The organism is Mycobacterium persicum (genome assembly GCF_002086675.1).
In the GTDB taxonomy this organism is placed as follows: domain Bacteria; phylum Actinomycetota; class Actinomycetes; order Mycobacteriales; family Mycobacteriaceae; genus Mycobacterium; species Mycobacterium persicum.
Window position 1 is genome coordinate 34,232 of record NZ_MVIF01000003.1, and the last position, 20,600, is coordinate 54,831.

General features: G+C 67.3%; 17 protein-coding genes. 9 read left to right on the top strand and 8 right to left on the bottom strand.

All coding sequences use genetic code 11. The features are described from left to right. Positions 1–17: 17 nt before the first annotated feature. The gene (locus BST40_RS02095; protein WP_083153271.1) at positions 18–938 is read left to right on the top strand and encodes a phosphatase PAP2 family protein; all 921 of its coding nucleotides are present in this window, start codon (positions 18–20) and stop codon (positions 936–938) included. 13 nt (positions 939–951) lie between these two features. Here the strand turns inward: BST40_RS02095 and BST40_RS02100 are convergent, their stop codons facing one another. Continuing rightward, positions 952–1,611 carry a pyridoxamine 5'-phosphate oxidase family protein gene (locus tag BST40_RS02100; RefSeq protein WP_083153273.1) on the bottom strand — a complete coding sequence of 220 codons (660 nt, stop codon included), beginning with the start codon at positions 1,609–1,611 and terminating at the stop codon, positions 952–954. 40 nt (positions 1,612–1,651) lie between these two features. On the opposite strand from BST40_RS02100, the gene BST40_RS02105 reads away from it, so the two are divergent. Then, on the top strand, positions 1,652–2,977 hold the full coding sequence (locus BST40_RS02105; RefSeq protein WP_083153326.1) for an aminotransferase class I/II-fold pyridoxal phosphate-dependent enzyme: 1,326 nt from the start codon (positions 1,652–1,654) through the stop codon (positions 2,975–2,977). A 75-nt stretch (positions 2,978–3,052) separates the two neighbouring features. Here BST40_RS02105 and treZ read toward each other — a convergent pair whose 3' ends face one another. The 6 genes from treZ to BST40_RS02135 form a co-directional block, all read right to left on the bottom strand. Continuing rightward, the gene (treZ, locus tag BST40_RS02110; RefSeq protein WP_083153274.1) at positions 3,053–4,777 is read right to left on the bottom strand and encodes a malto-oligosyltrehalose trehalohydrolase; all 1,725 of its coding nucleotides are present in this window, start codon (positions 4,775–4,777) and stop codon (positions 3,053–3,055) included. Beyond that, positions 4,770–7,079 (bottom strand): malto-oligosyltrehalose synthase, encoded by a 2,310-nt coding sequence (gene treY / locus BST40_RS02115; protein WP_083153276.1) that lies wholly within the window; start codon positions 7,077–7,079, stop codon positions 4,770–4,772. The genes treZ and treY overlap by 8 nt, the downstream gene beginning before the upstream one ends. A 3-nt stretch (positions 7,080–7,082) precedes the next feature. Further along, entirely contained in the window at positions 7,083–9,266 is a 2,184-nt protein-coding gene (glgX, locus tag BST40_RS02120) for a glycogen debranching protein GlgX (protein WP_075546158.1), read from the bottom strand. Between the two features lie 88 nt (positions 9,267–9,354). Further along, complete coding sequence (locus BST40_RS02125) at positions 9,355–11,508, bottom strand: acyltransferase family protein (protein ID WP_075546159.1); 2,154 nt, start codon at positions 11,506–11,508, stop codon at positions 9,355–9,357. A gap of 85 nt (positions 11,509–11,593) precedes the next feature. Beyond that, positions 11,594–12,388, bottom strand: coding sequence for an NlpC/P60 family peptidoglycan-binding protein RipD (gene ripD, locus BST40_RS02130; protein ID WP_083153278.1), 795 nt, complete (start codon positions 12,386–12,388; stop codon positions 11,594–11,596). Positions 12,389–12,722: 334 nt separating this feature from the next. Beyond that, entirely contained in the window at positions 12,723–13,142 is a 420-nt protein-coding gene (locus BST40_RS02135; protein WP_075546161.1) for a hypothetical protein, read from the bottom strand. Between the two features lie 84 nt (positions 13,143–13,226). Between BST40_RS02135 and BST40_RS02140 the strand changes: the two genes are divergently transcribed. The 7 genes from BST40_RS02140 to BST40_RS02170 all read left to right on the top strand — a co-directional run bounded on the left by BST40_RS02140 (position 13,227) and on the right by BST40_RS02170 (position 19,177). After that, positions 13,227–14,534, top strand: a complete 1,308-nt coding sequence (locus BST40_RS02140) for an adenosylmethionine--8-amino-7-oxononanoate transaminase (protein WP_075546240.1) — start codon at positions 13,227–13,229, stop codon at positions 14,532–14,534. 6 nt (positions 14,535–14,540) lie between these two features. Beyond that, positions 14,541–15,701 (top strand): 8-amino-7-oxononanoate synthase, encoded by a 1,161-nt coding sequence (locus BST40_RS02145; RefSeq protein ID WP_083135100.1) that lies wholly within the window; start codon positions 14,541–14,543, stop codon positions 15,699–15,701. Next, positions 15,698–16,372 (top strand): dethiobiotin synthase, encoded by a 675-nt coding sequence (gene bioD, locus BST40_RS02150; protein ID WP_075546163.1) that lies wholly within the window; start codon positions 15,698–15,700, stop codon positions 16,370–16,372. The genes BST40_RS02145 and bioD overlap by 4 nt, the downstream gene beginning before the upstream one ends. Continuing rightward, positions 16,372–16,881: a 2'-5' RNA ligase family protein gene (locus tag BST40_RS02155; RefSeq protein ID WP_075546164.1), complete on the top strand. Its 510-nt coding sequence runs from the start codon at positions 16,372–16,374 to the stop codon at positions 16,879–16,881. Before bioD ends, BST40_RS02155 begins: the two co-directional genes overlap by 1 nt. Positions 16,882–17,176: 295 nt before the next feature. Further along, positions 17,177–18,238 (top strand): biotin synthase BioB, encoded by a 1,062-nt coding sequence (bioB, locus tag BST40_RS02160; RefSeq protein WP_089024979.1) that lies wholly within the window; start codon positions 17,177–17,179, stop codon positions 18,236–18,238. Between the two features lie 13 nt (positions 18,239–18,251). Continuing rightward, positions 18,252–18,479, top strand: coding sequence for a biotin synthase auxiliary protein BsaP (gene bsaP, locus BST40_RS02165; RefSeq protein WP_082275312.1), 228 nt, complete (start codon positions 18,252–18,254; stop codon positions 18,477–18,479). 110 nt (positions 18,480–18,589) lie between these two features. After that, positions 18,590–19,177: a DUF2567 domain-containing protein gene (locus BST40_RS02170; RefSeq protein WP_240316762.1), complete on the top strand. Its 588-nt coding sequence runs from the start codon at positions 18,590–18,592 to the stop codon at positions 19,175–19,177. 6 nt (positions 19,178–19,183) lie between these two features. Here the strand turns inward: BST40_RS02170 and BST40_RS02175 are convergent, their stop codons facing one another. Then, complete coding sequence (locus BST40_RS02175) at positions 19,184–20,524, bottom strand: lipase family protein (RefSeq protein WP_075546166.1); 1,341 nt, start codon at positions 20,522–20,524, stop codon at positions 19,184–19,186. Between the last annotated feature and the right edge of the window lie 76 nt (positions 20,525–20,600).

Genomic DNA, 20,600 nt, shown 5'->3' on the forward strand with positions numbered 1-20,600 from the left:
GCACGTTGGGTGAGAACATGAGCCAGCCATCTGGACCCGGTACGCCCGGTTTCGGTCTGGTGAGCGCAGCGACCGTGGCGTGTCTGGTGCTGCTGGTGGCCGCGGCGGCGTGGATCGCCCGGAACGAGACGCCGATTCGCGGACTGTGGGCGCGGGCGTGCAACGTCGCCGTGATCGGCCGCGTGGTGGCATGGCTAGGCGCGCGGGCCGGCGCCAGGGGAGGGGTGCTGACTCGACGACTGGCGGTGTCCGAGGTCGCCGGTGTCGCGCTGCTCATCGGCGCCGCGGTGGTCACGGCATTGGCGGTCTGCTTCACCGAAGTGCTCGACGACGTCCTCGAGGGTGACGGCATAGCGGGAATCGACCAACCGGTTGCCGAATGGCTTGCGGCCCACCGCGACCCGTGGTTGACCACGACGCTGCGGGTGGTGACCGCTGCGGGCGGTCCGGTTGGGATGGCGGCGCTCACCATGCTGACCTGCGCTGCTGTCCTTTTTCGGTGCAGGTCGTGGCTGCCGGTGGTGCTTGCTCTGGTCGGTGGTGGTGGTATTGCACTGGTGGTTCTCGCTGCGAAGGCGCTGGTGGTCCGGGATCGGCCCGCCCTGCCTTTCGCAACGATCGCCGAAGGCGGATACTCCTTTCCCTCCGGGCACGCGGCGGGCACTGCCGCGGTCACGTTGCTCTCAGGCTGGCTACTGGCCCGCTGGTCGATCATGTCGTGGACCGGGCGAATCATCGTGTGGACTTTGGCGATGGGCTGGTCCGCCGTGGTCGGGTTCTCACGGATTTATCTGGGAGTGCACTACCTCAGCGATGTGCTGGCCGGCTGGCTCTTGGGCATGGCCTGGGGCGGTGTCGTCGTGCTGGTCGGGACATGGTGGGACAGCATTTGGCGTGCGAGCGCCGCCGAGCCGGGTTCGGGTAGCCGCAAACGGTGAGCGCCCCGGCATCTCAGGGTCTGCGCGCGGCGGTCAGGTAGTCCGGCAGCGGGGTAGCAGGGTTGAGATCGTCGGCCGGTTGCGGTGTCCCCGCCGTCACGGTCAGTGGGATGACCCCGGCCCAATGTGGCAGCGTACGATCTTCCGGGTCGTCGACCGGCCCGTCTTGGCGCACCTTGGCCGAAACCTCGACGAGTTCGAGTGCTAGCACCGCGGTGGCGGCCAGTTCACGGGTGTTGGGGGCCCGGCAGTCGGCGGCGCGGCCCGGCCGAATGTGATCGAGCAGCGCGTGCAAGGCAGGCAACTTCTCGGCATCGTCGTCCACCACACGGGCGGTGCCCATCACGACCACCGAGCGATAGTTCAGGGAATGGTGCATCGCCGAGCGAGCCAGCACCAGCCCGTCGACGACGGTGGCGGCGACGCAGACGGGCAGGCCGGCTGGCTTGGCGGCAAGCATTGGTCCGCTGCCGGTGGAGCCGTGAATGTACAGCGTCTCGCCGCAGCGGACATGCATGGTCGGCAAGACCACCGGCCTGCCGCCGCGGACGTAGCCGAGATGACAGAACAACGCCTCATCCAGGATCCGGTGGACGGTCTCGCTGTCATAACGTGCACGCTCGCGGTAACGAGAGGGGGTGGTGCGCGGCGTTGGTTGGTATGCAACGGACATATGTTTGCCCCCGATTCCGTACTAGTACATAATTATGACTGTGCCAGCACAATATAGGATAACGGGGACGGGTGCCGAATCCATAGCCACCAGCGTCGAACAAGCCATCTCCCAAGGCAGTCTCACCCCGGGCGACACCCTGCCGCCGATCCGCGACGTCGCGGGCCAACTCGGCGTGAATCCCAATACGGTGGCCGCCGCCTACCGCATCCTTCGTGATCGCGGTGCCGTCGAGACCGCCGGGCGTCGCGGTACCCGGGTGCGGAACCGCCCTGCGACCACCCCGCGGTCCGCATTCGGCCTCGATGTCCCCGAAGGCGCCCGAGACTTGTCTACCGGCAACCCGGACCCCGCTTTGTTGCCGATCGCCGCTGCACGACTGCGGACCCGTCCCGGACCGCCCGTGCTCTACGGACGGCCGCCGATGTCGGACGAGTTGGTCCACCATGCTCGCGCCGCGCTGACCGCCGATGGCGTCCCGGCCCATCACCTCGCGGTGACCAGCGGCGCCCTCGACGGGATTGAGCGGACGCTGACCGCACACCTGCGACCCGGTGACCGGGTCGCCGTCGAGGACCCGGGCTGGGCCAATCTGCTCGATCTGCTTGCGGCACTGAGGCTTAACGCGGAGCCGGTAAGAGTCGACGACGACGGGCCGCTGGTTGCCGACCTTGCCCGGGCGCTGGCCCGCGGCGTGCGGGCCCTGGTGGTCACCACCCGTGCGCAGAATCCGACCGGGGGGGCGTTGTCCGCGGATCGTGCGGCCGCCCTGGGCAAACTATTGGCGGGCCGATCCGACGACGTGCTAATCGTCGAGGACGACCACTGCGCCGGCATCGCTGGCGTGCCGCTGCACACCCTGGCGGGCTCGACCGGCCACTGGGCTTTCGTGCGTTCTGCGTCGAAGGCCTATGGTCCCGACCTGCGCCTGGCCATCCTTGCCGGAGACCAGCGGACGGTCGAGCGGGTGCAGGGTCGGCTGCGGCTCGGGCCCGGCTGGGTGAGCCACCTGCTGCAGGATCTGGCCGTCACGCTGTGGTCGGACGAGGCCGCAACGCGCCTGGTCCGCAAGGCCGAACGGCGCTACGCCGATACCCGCGTACGGTTGCGCGCTGCCCTGGCCGACCGCGGTGTCGTTGCATATGGCCGATCCGGGCTGAACGTGTGGATTCCGGTGCCCGACGAGACGGTGGCGATCACCCGGCTGCTCAACACCGGCTGGGCCGCGGCGCCCGGGTCGCGGTTTCGGATTATGACCCCGCCCGGAATCCGCATCACCATCGCCGATCTGACCGCGGGCGAGATCGACCCCCTTGCCGACTCGATTGCCGAGGCGATGCACGTCATCGGCCGTCGCAGCGTGTGAGCTAACGGTGGGCCAGCAGACGCAGAATCGCACTGTTGTGGCCACAACAGTGCGATTCTGCGTCTGCTCGCGCCCTTATCCGCAGCGGAGAATGGCAACCGAATGGCCTTCCAGCGCAGTGTGATCGGCATCGACTGCCGGCTCACCCCACGCCAGCACCACCTCACCGGTGACGGGCACCGGCACCGGCTCGGCGCCCAGGTTGCACGCGATGCGCAACCGGCCGCGACACACGATGATCCACCGCCCGTCTTCGTCGTAGTCGACGATCAGGTGCTCCAGCCAGGGATCGGCCATATCGGGGTCGTTGCGCCGCAACGCGATCAGATCGCGATAAAAGCGGTGCAGGCGGGCATGTTCGCCGGCAAGGGGCTCATCCCACTTCAGCTTGGAGCGCGCAAACGTCTGCGGGTCCTGGGGGTCGGGGATGTCGTCGGCATCCCAGCCGTGCTCGGCGAATTCGGCCTTGCGTCCCTCGGCGGTGGCCCGGGCCAGCTCCGGTTCGGGATGCGAGCTGAAAAATTGGAACGGCGTCGAAGCCGCCCACTCCTCGCCCATGAAAAGCATTGCCGTATAGGGTGATCCGAGAGCCAGCGCGGCCTTGATCGCCAGCTGGCCACCAGTCAGGTTTTGCGACGGGCGGTCGCCGAGGGCGCGGTTGCCGACCTGATCATGGGTGCAGGTATAGGCGAGCAACCTGGTGGCCGGGATGGTCGCGGTATCCAGCGGCCGCCCGTGGCGGCGGTGCCGGAACGACGAATAGGTGGCCGCGTGAAAGTAACCGTGCCGCAAGGTGTGTGCCAGTGTGGCCAGCGAGCCGAAATCCACATAGTACCCCTGGCGCTCGCCGGACACCGCGGTGTGGATGGCGTGATGAATGTCGTCGGACCATTGCGCGGTCAGCCCGTAACCGCCGCGATCACGCGGTGTGATCAGCCGCGGATCATTGCGATCGCTTTCGGCGATCAGTGACAGCGGCCGCCCCAGCTGCTCTGACAGCCAAGCGGTTTCGCCGGCGAGTTCTTCGAGGAAATCGATGGCGGTAGTGTCCACCAGCGCGTGCACGGCGTCCAGCCGCAGCCCGTCGGCGTGAAAGTCGCGCATCCAGCGCAGCGCACACCCGATGATGTAGCGGCGCACCTCGTCGGAGTCGGCGTCGGCGATGTTGATGCCTTCGCCCCAGGGGTTGCTCGCCGACGAGAGGTAGGGCCCGAACCGCGGCAGGTAATTCCCCGACGGGCCGAGGTGGTTGAACACCGCGTCGATCAAGACCCCCAGACCGCGTGCGTGACAGGCGTCGACGAACCGGATCAGCCCGTCGGGTCCGCCGTAGGGTTCGTGCACGCTGTACCACAGCACCCCGTCGTATCCCCACCCATGGGTGCCGGCAAAAGAGTTGACCGGCATCAGCTCGACGAAATCGGTGCCGAGATCGACCAGATAGTCCAGCTTTTCGATGGCGGCATCGAAGGTGCCGGCGCCGGTGAAGGTGCCCAGGTGCAGTTCGTAGATCACAGCGCCTTCGATCGAACGGCCCGGCCAATCGCCGTCGGTCCAGGTCGCAGGGGCAGGACCCCATAATTGCGAGCGCGCATGCACCCCGTCGGGTTGCCGCGGTGATCGGGGATCGGGCAGCACGGTGGGGTCCTGGTCGAGCAGATATCCGTAGCGGGCGCGCGGTGGCGCATCGACGTCCGCGTGCCACCACCCGTCGTCCGAACGAGTCATCGCGTGCACCCGGCCGTCGACGTCAAGGCGTACCAGCTCGGGTTTGGGTGCCCAGACCCGAAATTCAGTCACGGTTGCGCTCCAGCAGGACGACGGGCAGGTCCGCGAACAGTTCGGCGGCCGAGGTCGGCCCGCTTGCCATGGCGCCGGAAAGCCGATCGGTCCAGGACCCATCCGGTAGCGGCACCATGGTGTTACCCCAGCCGGTTTCCTCCAGCCGCACCGTCCAGCGGGTCACCGCGACAACGATGTCCTGGCCTTCCCAGCCGCGACGAAACGCCACCACATGGTCACTGGCATCGCCATCGGCCAGCACCGGAACGTAGCCGCCATACAGGAAGCTGTCCGGACGGGAGCGCCGTAGCCGAAGTGCGGTGGTGACGACGCGAATCTTGGGGTGTGCCAACGCCTTCAGTTCGGCGCGGCGCGCGGCGTAATCGACGGGTCGACGGTTGTCCGGGTCGACCAGGCTGTCGTCCCACAGCTCGGTGCCCTGGTAGACGTCGGGTATCCCGGGAACGGTCAGCGAGAGCAGTTTCTGACCCAGCGCGTCGCTTGCCGCGTGCGGGTGCAGCTGAGCCACCAGCCTGGTCAGCTGCTCTGCCACCGGACCGTCGAGCACGGTATCGAGCCAGCGGTGGATCGCATCCTCGAAATCGGTGTTCGGATCGTTCCACGAGGTATGCCAGGCCGCTTCCCGAATGGCCTTCTCGGCGTAGTGGTGCAGCCGGTCGCGAAGCTCGCCGGTCACCTCGCCGTTGACGGGCCACACCCCGAAGATGTTCTGCCACAAGAACTGTCCCGTCGCCGGGTCGGGGGAGGGGGCCTGGATCTCCCAGCGAGTGACGAACTCGGCCCACAGCGACGGAACCTGCGAGAGCACCCCGATCCGGGCGCGCACGTCCTCACCGCGTTTGGTGTCGTGGGTGGTCAACGTCGTCATCGTGTGCGGCCACATCCGGGCCCGGGTGGCGGCGCGGTGATGAAACTCCGCTGCCCCCACTCCGAAACGGTGTGGTTCGCCGCCCACCTCGTTGAGTGAAACCAGCCGGGAGTCGCGGTAGAAGTAGCAGTCCTCGACCGACTTAGCGGTCACCGCGCCGCAGAGCTGCTGCAGCCGGGTGGCCGGTTCGCCGCCACCGGCCAGTGCCGCGGCGACGATCTGCAGCGCGGGCCCCAATTCCGGTGCCGCCGCCTGGGTTTCGGCCAAAGCGGTGGGCATTACCGCGGCCAGGCCCGGGTAGTCGCAGCGGTAGACGCCGATCTGGGTGAGCAGCGCGGCCACCGCCCCGGGCAGCAACGGATCATCGGCGCCGGCGGCGGCCACGATGGCGCGGCGCAGCCTGCGCAACTCGCTTGCCAGGGTGTCGGTGGCCGAACGGGTCTTGAGCTGGGCCAACATTTCCGGCATCGCTTGATAATTCACTCCCGCGGATTCGACCAGGGCGGTGAGCTCGGCGGCTCCGCTGGGATCGACGAAGAGTCCACCGATGTCCCGCAATACGTCGTAGCCGGTGGTGCCGGCCACCGGCAGCGTGGGCTCCAGCGCCTCGTCGGCGGCCAGGATCTTTTCGATCACGATCCATGCGGCCGGACCGAGCAGTTCGCGCAACCACGCGAGGTATCCGCATGGATCCGACAGACCGTCTGGGTGGTCGATGCGCACGCCGTCGACGAGGCCCTCGGCAAACCACCGGGCGACCTCGGCGTGCGAGGCGTCGAACACCGCCCGGTCTTCCTGCCGCAGCCCGGCCAGCGAGGTGATCGAGAAGAACCGGCGATAGCCGCAGACCCCGTTCCGCCAGCCCACCAGCCGGTAGTGCTGGCGGTCATGCACCTGTGGGCCGGTGCCCGTCGCGGTGCCGGGCGCGACGGGCAGCGTCAGATCGCCCAAGCGCAGCAGGTCCCCGTCGACTTTCAGGTCGGCGACGTCGCCGTCGGAGCCCAGAACCGGCAGCACGATCCGGCCGTCCTCGTCGAGATCCCAGTCGATGTCGAAGTAGCTGGCGTAGGCCGACGAACGGCCGTGCCGCAAGACGTCCCACCACCAGGCGTTCTGCTCGGGCTTGTCGATGCCCACATGGTTGGGCACGATGTCGACGACCAGACCGATGCCGCGGGCCCGGGCCGCCGCGGACAACCTGGCCAGCCCTTCGGCGCCGCCAAGCTCGGGGGACACCGCGGTCGGGTCGGTGACGTCATAGCCGTGGCTCGACCCGGCGGCCGCGGTCATGATCGGGGACAGGTACAGATGCGACACCCCGAGGTCGTCGAAGTAGTCCAGCAGGTTTTCGGCGTCTGCGAAGGTGAACGCGAACCCGCTCGAAGCACCGCGTAGCTGCAGCCGGTAGCTGGACAGGATGGGTAAAGCCATGCGTCACAACGTCTTACGAAGCACGAGCAGTGAACGGGCGGGCAGCGAGATCTGCTCTCCGGCGTTGACGACCCGGTTGGAGTCGCCGGACGGGTCGTCGGTGTCGAGCTCCACGGTCCACTCCTGCGCGTAGCTGCCATGGGGCATCACGAAATCCACCGGTTCGCCGTGAGCGTTGAAGCACAACAGGAATGAATCGTCGACGACTCGCTCACCTCGCGCGTTGGGTGCGGTGATCGCGTCGCCGTTGAGGAACACCGCCACGCACTGGTGAAAGCTCTTGCCCCAGTCCTCGTGGGTCATTTCCCGGCCGTCCGGCGTCAGCCAGGCGATATCGCGCACTTCGTCGCCGCTTCGGATCGGTTCGCCTTCGAAGAACCGGCGCCGGCGAAATACCGGGTGGTTCTTGCGCAACGTGGTCACCTTGCGCGCGAAGGTCAGCAGGTCCGAGTTTTTGTCCACCAAAGTCCAGTCCATCCACGACAATTCGGAGTCCTGGCAGTAGACATTGTTGTTACCGTCCTGGGTGCGCCCGATCTCGTCGCCGTGCAGGATCATCGGTGTGCCCTGGCTGAGCATCAGGGTGGCCCAGAAGTTGCGCATCTGGCGGCGGCGCAGCGCCGTGATGTCGGGTTCGTCGGTGGGTCCTTCGACGCCGCAGTTCCACGACCGGTTGTGGCTTTCTCCGTCGCGGTTGGCCTCGCCGTTGGCCTCGTTGTGCTTTTCGTTGTAAGACACCAGGTCGTTGAGGGTGAAGCCGTCGTGGGCGGTGACGAAGTTGATGCTCGCGCTCGGGCGGCGGCCGGTCGCCTCGTAGAGGTCCGACGACCCGGTCAGCCGGGAGGCGAACTCGCCCAGGGTTGCGGGTTCGCCCCGCCAATAGTCGCGCACAGTATCCCGATACTTCCCGTTCCACTCCGTCCACAAACCGGGAAAATTGCCGACCTGATAGCCGCCCTCACCGACGTCCCAGGGCTCGGCGATCAACTTGACCTGGCTGACCACCGGATCCTGCTGTACCAGATCGAAGAATGCGCTCAACCGGTCCACGTCGTGCAGCTCTCGGGCCAGGGTCGCGGCCAGGTCGAAACGGAATCCGTCGACATGCATCTCCAGCACCCAGTAGCGCAGCGAGTCCATGATCAGTTGCAGCACGTGTGGGTGGCGGGCGTTGAGGCTGTTACCGGTGCCGGTGTAGTCCTTGTACAGCCGCAGGTCCGTGTCGACGAGCCGGTAGTACGCGGCGTTGTCGATGCCGCGGAAGTTGATCGTGGGACCCAGGTGGTTGCCTTCGGCGGTGTGGTTGTACACCACGTCCAGGATCACTTCGATGTCGGCTTCGTGAAGGCTGCGCACCATCGATTTGAACTCGGCCACCGCGCCGCCCGGTTGCCGGTTCGACGCATATTGGTTGTGGGGGGCGAAAAAGCCAAACGTGTTGTAGCCCCAGTAGTTTCGCAAGCCCAAGTCGAGTAGCCGGGAGTCGTGCAGGAACTGGTGTACCGGCATCAGTTCGAGCGCGGTGACGTTCAGCGACTTGAGGTGGTCGATGATCACCGGGTGCGCCAGGCCGGCGTAGCTGCCCCGTAGTTGCTCGGGGATGCCGGGATGAGTTTGCGTCATCCCCTTGACATGAGCCTCGTAGATGACCGTTTCGTTATACGGGGTGACCGGTGCCCGGTCGTACCCCCAGTCGAAAAACGGGTTGATCACCACGCTGGTCATGGTGGAGCCCAGGGAATCAACCATGGGCGGGACGCCGGGGTCGGCCGAATCGCCATCCGGATCCAGTGCACTCATGTCGTAGGAGAACAGCGCCTGCCCAAAGGTGAAATCGCCGTCGAAGGCTTTACCGTACGGGTCGAGCAGCAATTTGCTGGGATCACAGCGATGGCCGGCCGAGGGATCGAAAGGCCCGTGGACCCGAAACCCGTAGCGCTGGCCCGGGGTGATGTTCGGCAGATAGGCGTGCCAGACGTATCCGTCGACCTCGTCCAGGGAGATACGGGTTTCGCTCCCGTCGTCGGCGATCAGGCACAGTTCGACTTGTTCGGCGATTTCGGAGAACACCGAAAAGTTGGTGCCGGCACCGTCATAGGTTGCTCCCAGCGGATAAGGGGTGCCCGGCCACACGGTACGCAGTGTGGGCCCGGCCCCGCCTGTGCGTTCGGTGTTGTTCGGCGACATGGCATGACCTTATCCGCGTCCGGTGTGGCGCCGTTCGGTGATTCGTGCTTGTGTCCGGCGATTTCACGCCGCATCGGGGCGGCGCCGGTCACCACCAGCCGGTGATCGTCGCGATCTGTCGCCCCAGTTCGGGTGCCATGGTTCGCATATACGTCGGGGTCAGGTGGTGAGAGTCGCGGTAGATCAGCACATTGCCCTCCACCGCGCGGCAGAAATCCTGCCGGCATATCGCATCCGACATGTCGATGGGCTTCAGCAGCGGAAACTGCGCCACGAAATCCAGGGTGGAGTTGTAGTCGGAGAGCACGTCGGACCGCTTGATCCCACAGGATTGCCCATTGCCCCCCTTGGCCAGGCAGTCCGCCGGTTTGAATGGTTGGCCGTCCTTGACCATCCACGGAGTGTCCCGAACCGCCAGGATGGGAATGTTGTTGTCCGACAACGTTTGCCAGATACCGATGTAGGTGGCCGGCATTACGTCGCCGGGCTTGATGTTCCACGGCCGGGTAGACGTGGTGAACACGTAATCGGGACGATCCGCGACGAGCTTTTCCATGGTCGCCTGCACCCACTCGCGACACTGTGGGTACGCGGCGTTGTTGCCCATGATCAACGGGACTTCCTCGGTGGACAGCGGGCAGCCCATCTTGAGGTAGGTCACCACTTTGAAGTGGTGCAGCCTTCCGAGCAGGTCCAACGCCGGCAACCAGTGTTCGGCATGCGACCCGCCGGCCAGCGCTATGGTCCGGGGCGCGTCCCCGTCGCCGTAGGTGCAGTTGACCAGCGCCGGATTGACGAAGTCGCTGATGCACCCGTCCCGGGTGGACGCCGGGAGGTCCTCTTTGACTTCCAGGACGGTGGGACGCATCCGCAGGGTGGGCACCCGGGCATGGTTGGTCAGGGCTCGGGCGCCGGGATAGTCGTTGGCGCTGAGTCCGCTGAGCTCCTTGCCGGAGGCGCGGGCGACGATGACATGTTCACGCCAGCTGAACGACGTCGCCGTCAACGTGACGCCCAGCAGCACGACCATTGATCCCAGCGCGAGGGTCGGCCGGCGCAATTGCAACTGCCAGCGCATCGCGGCGGGAGTTGCTTGCGCGGTGGCGGCGGCGGTGGTGGATGCCCGGTACCGCAGCGGGTCCTCGACGTGGCGAAGCGTCAGGTAGGCGAGTAAACCCGAGACCAGAAGCACCGCGGTGCCCTCGAGGAAGTTCGCGTGCCGATGGCCGGTGTAGGAGAGCCAGAAGATGAGCAGCGGCCAATGCCATAGATACAGCGAGTAAGCCATCGCCCCCAACGTCACCAGCGGCCCGATGGCCAGCACCCGATTCGGCAGGGGCAGTCGGTGGCTGGTACCGGGATGGGCTTGCCGGTTGGCTCCGGCCATGATCATCAGCATCGTTGCCCCGACGGGCACCAGCGCCCAGGGGCCGGGGAACTCCTTGACGCCGTCGATCAGCGCGCCGCAGGACAAGATCGCCGCCAGCGCCGCGGTGGCGGCGACGGTGCGCAGCCACATTGGCCAGCGGATGTAGGGCACCGACGCGCCGACGAGCACCCCCAGGAGCAGCTCCCACGCCCGCGCGAAGCTGTCGTAATACGCGTTGGCCTGGTTGGCCTGGTGGGCGGCGATCGCGTAGCCGAACGACGCGATCGTGAGCCCGCTGAGCAGCACGACGAACAGCGTTCGCAGCCGGGGGCCCAGGGGACGCCTGAATACATATGCACACCCGGCAACCAGCAACAGGAATGCCAGATAGAACTGGCCCTGCACCGACATGGACCAGATGTGCTGCAGCGGGCTGACGGCTTCGCCGGCGCGCAGGTAATCCGACTGCGAATTGGCCAGTTCCCAGTTCTGGTAATAGCCCAGGCTGGCCAGGCTCTGATTGGCGAACGTCTCCCAGCGGGTTTGCGGTTGCACCAGCACGGTGAGCAACGCGCAGCCGGCGAGGACGACGACCAGCGCCGGAACCAGGCGGCGGACCAGCCTGACCACCTCGGTGATCGGCGAGAGCTTCACCGCTGGATCAAGGGCCGCCCGCAGTACTTTGCCGCCGAAGAAGAAGCCGGACAACGCCAGGAACACGTCCACGCCGCCGGAAACCCGGCCGAACCACACGTGGAACGCGGCGACCAGCGCAATCGCGATACCCCGCACGCCGTCGAGATCATGACGATAAAAGCCCGCCGCCCGCGACCCCATCGCGGTCGGTGTATGAGGGGGTGCCAGGGTCTGCATGATCGACCGCTAATTTACCGAAACCCGCCACCGCCCCCGCGCTGAGCAGCGGGGACCGGTGGCGGGTTGCGGTGGGTCGAGTTGGTTACCGGGGGGTGCCGGCGGGCGTGGGCTGCGCGGGCGCTTGCTGCGCGGGCGCTTGCTGCGCCGGCAGGTGCTGTAGTGGTGCCTGCTGTGCCGGCAACTGCTGCAACGGCGCCTGCTGTGGTGGTGCCTGTTGGGCCGGCAACTGTTGCAGTGGTGCCTGCTGGGCGGGCAACTGCTGCAGTGGTGCCTGGGTGGCGGGCGCCTGCTGCAGCGGTGTCTGCGGCAGCGGTGTCTGCTGTACCGGCGCCTGCGGCAATGGTGGCTGCGCCGGCAGCTGCTGCCCGGGCGCGGTCTGGATACCGAGGATCCGGACCAGGTAGGGGGTCATGCCGCCGCTTCGCACCGGCGACACCTGAACGACATCGCCGACCTCCAGCATCTGGCCGTTGCCGAGATACATCGCGACACTTTGGGTGCCTTCGGGACCGTAGAAGATCAGGTCGCCCTTGCGTGCCTGCTGCGGCAGGACTTTCTGGCCCACTTTGTACATCTCGCCGGAGGAACGCGGGAGCTTGATCCCGGCGCCGGCGTAGGCGTATTGGATCAGCCCCGACGCGTCGAACCCGACCGTGTAGATGCCCGAACCCTTGCCGCGAGTGGGACCGGTGACACCGCCGCCGGCCCACGAGAACGGCACCCCGCGTTGCGAGAGACCGCGGGCGATGACAACGTCGGTGGCCTGTTGATAATCGGTCGACCTCAGGCCGGGGTCGGCGGCCGAGAGGCCCGGGACGGCCGCCATCGGGCTGACCATCATCGCCAGACCGATGGCGAAGGCGCAGATGCGTTTCATGGGGATCCAACCTCCTGGACCCTTACGGGCCCTTCTTGCGTCGGCGCGGTGACTTCGCGCCTCAGCCGCCGTTGCATGACTCACGCGGCGGCCGCTACATCGAGACCTACCGGCGCTGCATGAACTCGGACGCGTGAATCAGTCGGGCGAAGCCACCTAATTCACACCAGTCACTACAGTCACTTTGACAACAGAAGCGGACGATCGCCAGGCCCAGTCGGGATTTTTTGTCTTAACGTGACCGGACGGTGACTGGGCTGGCCCAATCTTGTGCGGGCAGTTGTGATTTCGCACTCACCGACGTTGCCGCCGTGTGATCAACCAGACGCGGCGATCAGTGCCAATATCGTTCGCTGAAGCCGGCCAGCGCATACCCGAGCACGGACGTGACGGTCATGACACCGACGGCGATGATCGGCCAGAAGGACATGTACCAGCCCTTCACCATGGACACGAACGGGCCGATGACCGCCGCGGCTATGGCGGCGCCGATGCCGCCCCACATCAGCGGATAGATGTAATAGTTGGCGCCGTAGGGCACTGGCGGACAATCTTCGGAAAGGCACACGTTGTCGGTGAAGGCGAAGAGCCGCGACGGCCAACTGGTTGCCGTCACCAGATAAAGCAGCAACCCCGATGCGACAACCGTGCTGATCACGTCCCACGGGACGATCCGCAGCTTGAGCACCCGCGGAACCTGAGGGTCGGCGGTACCGGAGCCGGGACGGTCTTCGGGACGATGCGGCGCAGCCATGCCATGCATGCTCCCGGATGGCCGCGGTTTCCGCGACCCGCGACCGCGATGGGCGGCGGGGCGTCTGCATTACTCTCGGTCTCCATGGCTGCCGCGGTAACGCCCGGGTTGACGCCCGAGCAGATCAGCGCGATCGACGCCGCCCACCTCTGGCACCCCTACAGCGCCATCGGCGCCGAGGCGCTGCCGCCCGTAGTGGCGGTCGCCGCCCATGGCGCCTGGCTCACATTGATCCGCGACGGCCACCCGATCCGGGCCCTCGACGCGATGAGCTCGTGGTGGACCTCCATCCACGGTCACGGCCATCCCGCTCTGGATGCCGCCTTGACCACTCAGCTGATCACAATGAACCACGTGATGTTCGGCGGCCTGACCCACGAGCCGGCGGCCCGGCTGGCGCGGCTGCTGGTCGAGCTCACCCCGTCGGGCCTGGACACGGTATTCTTCAGCGACTCCGGCTCGGTGTCGGTGGAGGTCGCGGTGAAGATGGCGCTGCAATACTGGCGCAGCCGCGGCCGGCCCGCCAAGCACCGGCTGATGACCTGGCGGGGCGGTTATCACGGCGACACCTTCACGCCGATGAGCATTTGCGACCCCGACGGCGGCATGCATTCGCTGTGGACCGACATCCTGGCCCAGCAGGTGTTCGCTCCGCAGGTGCCGCGGGACTACGACCCCGGCTACAGCGCGGCGTTCGAGGCGCAGCTGGCCGAGCATGCCGCCGAGTTGGCCGCCGTGGTCGTGGAGCCGGTTGTGCAGGGGGCGGGCGGCATGCGCTTCCACGACCCGCGTTACTTGTGCGACCTGCGCGACATCTGCCGTCGCCACGACGTGCTGTTGATCTTCGACGAGATCGCCACCGGATTCGGCCGTACCGGCGAACTGTTCGCCGCCGACCATGCCGGGGTGAGCCCGGACATCATGTGTGTGGGCAAGGCGCTCACCGGCGGATATCTCAGCCTGGCCGCCACCCTGTGTACCACCGGCATCGCCCACACCATCAGCACCGGTGCCGCCGGTGCGCTGATGCACGGGCCCACCTTCATGGCCAACGCGCTGGCCTGCGCGGTGTCGGTGGCCAGCATCGAGGTGCTGCTGGCACAGGACTGGCGCTCCCGGATCGTCGAGATAGCGGCCGGACTGACCGCCGGACTGGAGCCCGCCCGAGCGTTGCCCGCGGTCACCGATGTCCGGGTTTGCGGCGCCATCGGCGTCATTGAATGCGACCGGCCGGTCGATCTGACCGTCGCCACCCCGGTGGCCCTGGACCATGGTGTCTGGCTGCGACCGTTCCGCAACCTGATCTATGCGATGCCGCCCTACATTTGTCCGCCCGCTGAGATTGCGCAGATCACCTCTGCGATGGTCGAGGTCGCGCGACTCGTAGTCTGAACGCCTATGAACGCCTCCCCGCGGGCACCGATCGAGACGTCACCGCTGGCGTGGCTCGACGAGGTCGAGCGGCAGCGCCGCGCGGCCGGGTTGCGGCGCTCGCTTCGGCCACGCCCTGCCGTCGCCACCGAACTGGACCTGGCGTCCAACGACTACCTCGGCCTGTCCCAGCATCCTGATGTCATCGACGGCGGCGTCCAGGCGCTGCGTGTGTGGGGCGCCGGCGCCACCGGTTCCCGCCTGGTCACCGGCGACACCGAGCTGCACCAGGAGTTCGAAGCCGAGCTTGCCGAATACGTCGGCGCCTCGTCAGGGTTGTTGTTCTCCTCCGGCTACACCGCCAACCTGGGAGCTGTTGTCGGCTTGACCGGTCCCGGTTCGCTGTTGGTGTCCGACGCCTACTCGCACGCGTCCCTGGTGGATGCCTGTCGGCTGTCGCGGGCTCGTGTGGTCGTCACCCCGCACCGAGACCTCGCTGCCGTGGACGCGGCACTGGGGTCGCGCGCCGAGCGGCGCGCCGTCGTCGTCACCGACTCGGTGTTCAGCGCCGACGGCACCCTGGCGCCCATCCGCGAGCTACACGAGGTGTGCCGTCGGCACCGGGCACTGCTCGTGGTCGACGAGGCGCATGGTCTGGGGGTACGCGGCGGCGGCCGCGGGCTGTTGCACGAAGTCGGGCTGGCGGGCGCGCCTGATGTGGTGATGACGACGACGTTGTCCAAGGCGCTGGGCAGCCAGGGCGGTGTAGTTCTGGGGCCGGCGGCGGTGCGTGCCCATCTGATCGACGCGGCCCGGCCGTTCATCTTCGACACCGGTCTGGCACCGGCGGCGGTAGGCGCGGCGGGCGCCGCCCTGCGGGTGCTCAAGGCCGAGCCGTGGCGGCCCGACGCCGTCCTCACACACGCCCGCCGCCTGGCCGGGATCTGCGGTGTGCCCTCACCGCCGGAATCGGCCGTGGTGTCCGTGGTGCTGGGTGACCCGGAGGTAGCGGTGGCCACCGCGGCGGCCTGCCTGGACGCCGGCGTCAAGGTCGGCTGTTTCCGGCCTCCGACCGTGCCCGCCGGGACGTCGCGGTTGCGGCTGACGGCGCGCGCCTCGCTGAGTGCCGACGAGCTGGAGTTGGCTCGCCGGGTCTTGACCGACGCTCTGGCTGTGGCGCGCGGTTGACCGTACTGCTTGTCACCGGGACCGGCACCGGCGTCGGTAAGACCATCGCCAGTGCGGCGCTGGCGTCACATGCGCGCCAGGCCGGCATCGACGTCGCGGTGTGCAAGCCGGTGCAGACCGGCACCGGCGCCGGCGACGACGACCTGGCCGAGGTGGGCCGGTTGTCCGGGGTGACCGAGCTGGCCGGGTTGGCGCGCTACCCGCTACCCATGGCGCCGGCGGCGGCGGCCGAGCAGGCCGGGATGGCGTTGCCTGAGCGCGATCAGGTCTTGCAGCTCATCGGGGGTCTGGATCGCCCCGGCCGGCTGACTCTGGTCGAGGGCGCCGGGGGGTTGCTGGTCGACCTCGCCGACGGCGGCGTCACACTGCGTGAACTCGCCGTCGCCCTGCCGGCTGCGGTGCTGGTGGTGGTCGGCGCCGGACTGGGTACCCTCAACCACACTGCGCTTACCCTGGAAGCGCTAGCCGCCCAAGGTGTTTCCTGTGCCGGGCTAGTGATCGGCAGCTGGCCGGCCCATCCCGGTCTGGTCGAGACCTCCAATCGGTCAGCGCTGGCCCGGATGGCTCCGGTGCGGGCAGTACTTCCAGCAGGCGCCGGCGTGGCCGAAGACTTCGCGGCCATCAGCGCGGCCGCGTTTGACCCCGACTGGGTGAGAACGCTGGTTGTCTGATGGTTCATTCGATCGAGCTGGTCTTCGACCCCGATACCGAGGCGGCGGTTCGCCGCATCTGGGCCGAGCTGGCGGCCGCCGGCATCCCCAGCCAGGCGCCCGCCAGCCGGCCGCACGTGACGCTGGCCGTTGCCGACCACATCGACTCCGATGTCGACGCGTTGCTGCGCCCGGTAGCCGGCAAACTGCCACTGAACTGTGCGATCGGCGCTCCGGTGCTCTTCGGCCGCGCCAACGTGGTGTTCACCCGCCTGGTGGTGCCGACGAGCGAGCTGCTGGCACTGCATGCCGAGGTGCACCGGGTCTGCCTGCCGCATACGGCGCCGGCGCCGATGTCCAATAGCCTGCCCGGTCACTGGACCGCCCACGTCACGCTGGCCCGCCGAGTGGGTGGCGGCCAGCTGGGACGGGCGCTGCGCATCGCGGGACGCCCGGCGCAGCTCAACGGCAGTTTCGCCGGCCTGCGCCGCTGGGAGGGCAACAAACGGCTCGAGCACCCGATCTGCTGACTATCCGCCGAACAGCAGAGACCAGCCGGTGAACGTGTAGCCGACCATGGCCAGCTGGCCGGCCACGGAGGCCATTCGAAATGGCCCAATAGGATCACCGTACCCACGCCAACGCTGCCTAAGCAGGTGCGATACCCAGCTCCGGGTGCCGCGGCGGCATGCCCACAAGCTGTTGGGCCCGCGCGGACCGTTACCCTAGCCTGAATGCCGTTTGGTTGGGGCCGCGTATTCGCAAGCGGCCCCGCACCATAACTGCGTTCCGCTCGGACAGGACAAAGATGTAGGGGAGTACCTGGTGACTCAAGCGCCGATTCGACCGACGACCGACGGCGGCCAACATGGCGTGCCCGACGCCGACAATATGGCCGACATTTTGGCCGAGGCCCGCCAGCAGGTGCTGGAGCGCGGTGAGGGGTTGAGCCAGGACCAGGTGCTGCGGGTGCTGCAGCTGCCCGACGAGCGGCTCGAGGAACTGCTGGGGCTGGCGCACGAGGTGCGGATGCGGTGGTGCGGTCCCGAGGTCGAGGTGGAGGGCATCATCAGCCTGAAGACCGGCGGCTGCCCCGAGGATTGTCATTTCTGCTCTCAGTCGGGCCTGTTCAGCTCCCCGGTGCGCAGTGCCTGGCTGGATATTCCCAGCCTGGTCGAGGCGGCCAAGCAGACCGCTAAGACCGGCGCCACCGAGTTCTGCATCGTGGCCGCGGTACGCGGGCCCGACGACCGGCTACTGGCCCAGGTCGCGGCCGGCATCGAGGCGATTCGCAACGAAGTCGAGATCAACATCGCCTGCTCACTGGGCATGTTGAGCGCCCAGCAGGTGGAGCAGCTGTCGGCGATGGGTGTGCACCGCTACAACCACAACCTGGAGACGGCCCGCTCGTACTTCACCAAGGTCGTCACCACACACACCTGGGAGGAGCGCTGGCAGACGTTGACGATGGTGCGTGACGCCGGCATGGAGGTGTGCTGCGGCGGCATCCTCGGCATGGGCGAGACGTTGGAGCAGCGCGCCGAATTCGCTGCCAACCTCGCCGAGCTGAACCCCGACGAGGTGCCGCTGAACTTTCTCAACCCGCGCCCGGGAACCCCGTTCGGCGACTTGGAGGTGCTGCCGGTCGGCGAAGCGCTCAAGGCTGTGGGGGCTTTCCGGCTGGCGCTGCCGCGTACGATGCTGCGCTTCGCCGGCGGCCGCGAGATCACTCTGGGCGACCTTGGTGCCAAGCGGGGGATTCTGGGCGGCATCAACGCGGTGATCGTCGGCAACTACCTGACCACCCTTGGCCGCCCCGCCGAGGCCGACCTGCAACTGCTCGACGACCTACAGATGCCGATCAAGGCGCTCAACGCCACCTTGTGAGAAGGCGGCAGACGTGGTCGAAAATTGGGGCGATCCGGTCGGTGGCGGTGCCTACAACGTCTACACCGGGCAACCGGCGGGTACGGCCACGCCGACAGCCGCTCAATTGGGTCTCGAGCCACCACGGTTCTGTGCAGTGTGCGGGCGGCGAATGACCGTGCAGGTTCGTCCCGATGGTTGGCGGGCACGATGCTCCCGCCACGGACAGGCGGATTCATCCGATCTGGAGGCGCAGCGGTGACCGAAGAATCTGTGCCGCAGAGTCCGCCGACGCCGCTAGAGCCGCAGACAGCCAGCGCGCCGGCCGGTCCAGAGCAGTCCGGCGCCGATCGCAATTCCCGGAAAAGTGCGGTGCTCACCGTGGTGCTCGGTTTGTCGCTGACCGGTGTGGTGATCGGTGCGTTGTGGGCATGGGTGGCGCCACCGATCCATGCGGTTGTGGCGCTCACCCGGGCGGGCGAGCGGGTGCATGACTATTTGGGCGAAGAATCGCAGAACTTCTTCATCGCCCCGTTTTTGATGCTCGGACTGTCGGGTGTGGTGGCGGTGGTGGCGGCAGTGCTGGTGTGGCAGTGGCGCGAACGCCGGGGACCGGGGATGGTCGTCGCGCTTTCGCTCGGCTTGATCGCCGCCGCCGCGGCAGCGGCGGCGGTGGGGGCGCTGCTGGTTCGGTTGCGTTACGGCGCGCTGGATTTCGACACCGTGCCGCTGGCAAGCGGCGATCATTCATTGACGTACGTCACGCAGGCGCCGCCGGTGTTCTTTGCCTGGCGGCCGGCGCTGGTGGCGGCCACGCTGCTGTCGCCGGCGGCCATCGCGTCACTGGTGTACGCGTTGATTGCGGCCGGGACCGCACGTGACGACTTGGGGCGCTGTCCGGTCGGTGAGCAGGCGGCAAACGCGTCGACCGAGCCGGTGTCAGAAGCGGGGGTGGTTTGACCGCCGTCAGAGCGGCCGGCGGTGGACTTTACGCCCGGTGATGACCTTGGCGGCAATGACGGCCAGTCGGGCCATCCCGGCGTAGGTCATCGGGTTGAACATGGTCGGCCAGGTAGTCCGGATGACATGTTCGCTCAGCGGCCGCCCGGCGAATCGATCGGTCAGCCAGCGCAGCGTCATCGGAGCCGACAGCGGGTGCAGCACCATGTGCTCGTTGAAGGCATCCCGATGGTAGGTGACTCTGGCGCCGCCGGCCGAATACGCCTCGGCCAGCGCGTCGATGTCGTCAACGTCGATGAGATAGTCGTGGACCGCCTGCACGATCAGGACCGGCGGTGCCGGTACCGCGGCACCCAGTTTGATGTCCTGGAACACATGCACGATCTCGGGGGTGGACAGGACGTCCTCGAGCGGCTCGTCCAAATAGTCGCCCAAGTCCTTGTTCGCGGTGCGGATGACCGCCTCGATGGTTGTCATCCTCTCCAGCCGCTTGAGCAGGTCGACCCCGGCGTCGTTGGCGTGTTGCTTGATCACCCGGTCCAGCCCGGGATAGGTGTGTGCGAGCGCAGCCACCACCAGCGCGGGCAGTCCAGCGAGCAGGGTGCCGTTGAGCCGGCGGAAAGTGTTACCTAGGTCGCCGACCGGTGATCCCAGCACAGCCCCGACGATGTCCAGTTCCGGCGCGTAGTCCCCAGACATTTCAGCGGCCCAGGCGCTCGCCAGGCCGCCGCCCGAGTAGCCCCACAGCCCGATGGGCGCCGACGGGGACAACTCGAGACGTTCCGAATTCAGGGCCGCCCGGATGCCGTCGAGCACGCGGTAGCCGGGCTCGTACGGAGCCCCCCACAGTCCTCGAACGCCTTCGTGGTCGGGTACCGATACCGCCCAGCCCTCGGCGACGGCGGCGGTGATCAACAACAGCTCCAGCTGAGTCAATGATCCGAGGCCCTTGGCCCGGCGCCGCAGCGCATAGGACGGAAAGCATCGGGAGGATATGGCGTCGATCGCACACTGGTACGACAACAGCGGGCAGGTCTGCCCCGGTGCAACTTCGGCGGGCAGGATGACCGTGGTCACCGTCGCCTCGGGATTGCCATTCATATCGGTCGTCCGGTACAGCAGCTGAGTCGCGGTGATGGATTGCGGTATCAGACCCAGAAACGCCAGCTCGACGTCACGGGATCGCAGTACCGTTCCGGGTTCGGCATGCTGGTAGCCCGCCGGCGGCTGATAAAAGGGATCGTCGCACGGCAGCAGTGGGCGCACCCTGCGCTGCAACTCCTCATGCGACGGTCGGCCGATCCATTCCGCGGCGCGCGCATCTGCCAGATTGCCGATGCTAACCATCAGGCTCCCTTCTCGGCCTTGGCGTCTCGCGCATCAATGCGTCCCGGACCAGGAGACAGCGCAATGAGCCCAGTCA

Excerpts from the sequence above, each read along its gene's own strand:
- BST40_RS02095 (WP_083153271.1), top strand. The coding sequence starts at position 18 with ATGAGCCAGCCATCTGGACCCGGTACGCCCGGTTTCGGTCTGGTGAGC.
- BST40_RS02100 (WP_083153273.1), bottom strand. The coding sequence starts at position 1,611 with ATGTCCGTTGCATACCAACCAACGCCGCGCACCACCCCCTCTCGTTAC.
- treY (WP_083153276.1), bottom strand. The coding sequence starts at position 7,079 with ATGGCTTTACCCATCCTGTCCAGCTACCGGCTGCAGCTACGCGGTGCT.
- glgX (WP_075546158.1), bottom strand. The coding sequence starts at position 9,266 with ATGTCGCCGAACAACACCGAACGCACAGGCGGGGCCGGGCCCACACTG.
- BST40_RS02125 (WP_075546159.1), bottom strand. The coding sequence starts at position 11,508 with ATGCAGACCCTGGCACCCCCTCATACACCGACCGCGATGGGGTCGCGG.
- ripD (WP_083153278.1), bottom strand. The coding sequence starts at position 12,388 with ATGAAACGCATCTGCGCCTTCGCCATCGGTCTGGCGATGATGGTCAGC.
- BST40_RS02135 (WP_075546161.1), bottom strand. The coding sequence starts at position 13,142 with ATGGCTGCGCCGCATCGTCCCGAAGACCGTCCCGGCTCCGGTACCGCC.
- BST40_RS02140 (WP_075546240.1), top strand. The coding sequence starts at position 13,227 with ATGGCTGCCGCGGTAACGCCCGGGTTGACGCCCGAGCAGATCAGCGCG.
- BST40_RS02145 (WP_083135100.1), top strand. The coding sequence starts at position 14,541 with ATGAACGCCTCCCCGCGGGCACCGATCGAGACGTCACCGCTGGCGTGG.
- BST40_RS02155 (WP_075546164.1), top strand. The coding sequence starts at position 16,372 with ATGGTTCATTCGATCGAGCTGGTCTTCGACCCCGATACCGAGGCGGCG.
- BST40_RS02175 (WP_075546166.1), bottom strand. The coding sequence starts at position 20,524 with ATGGTTAGCATCGGCAATCTGGCAGATGCGCGCGCCGCGGAATGGATC.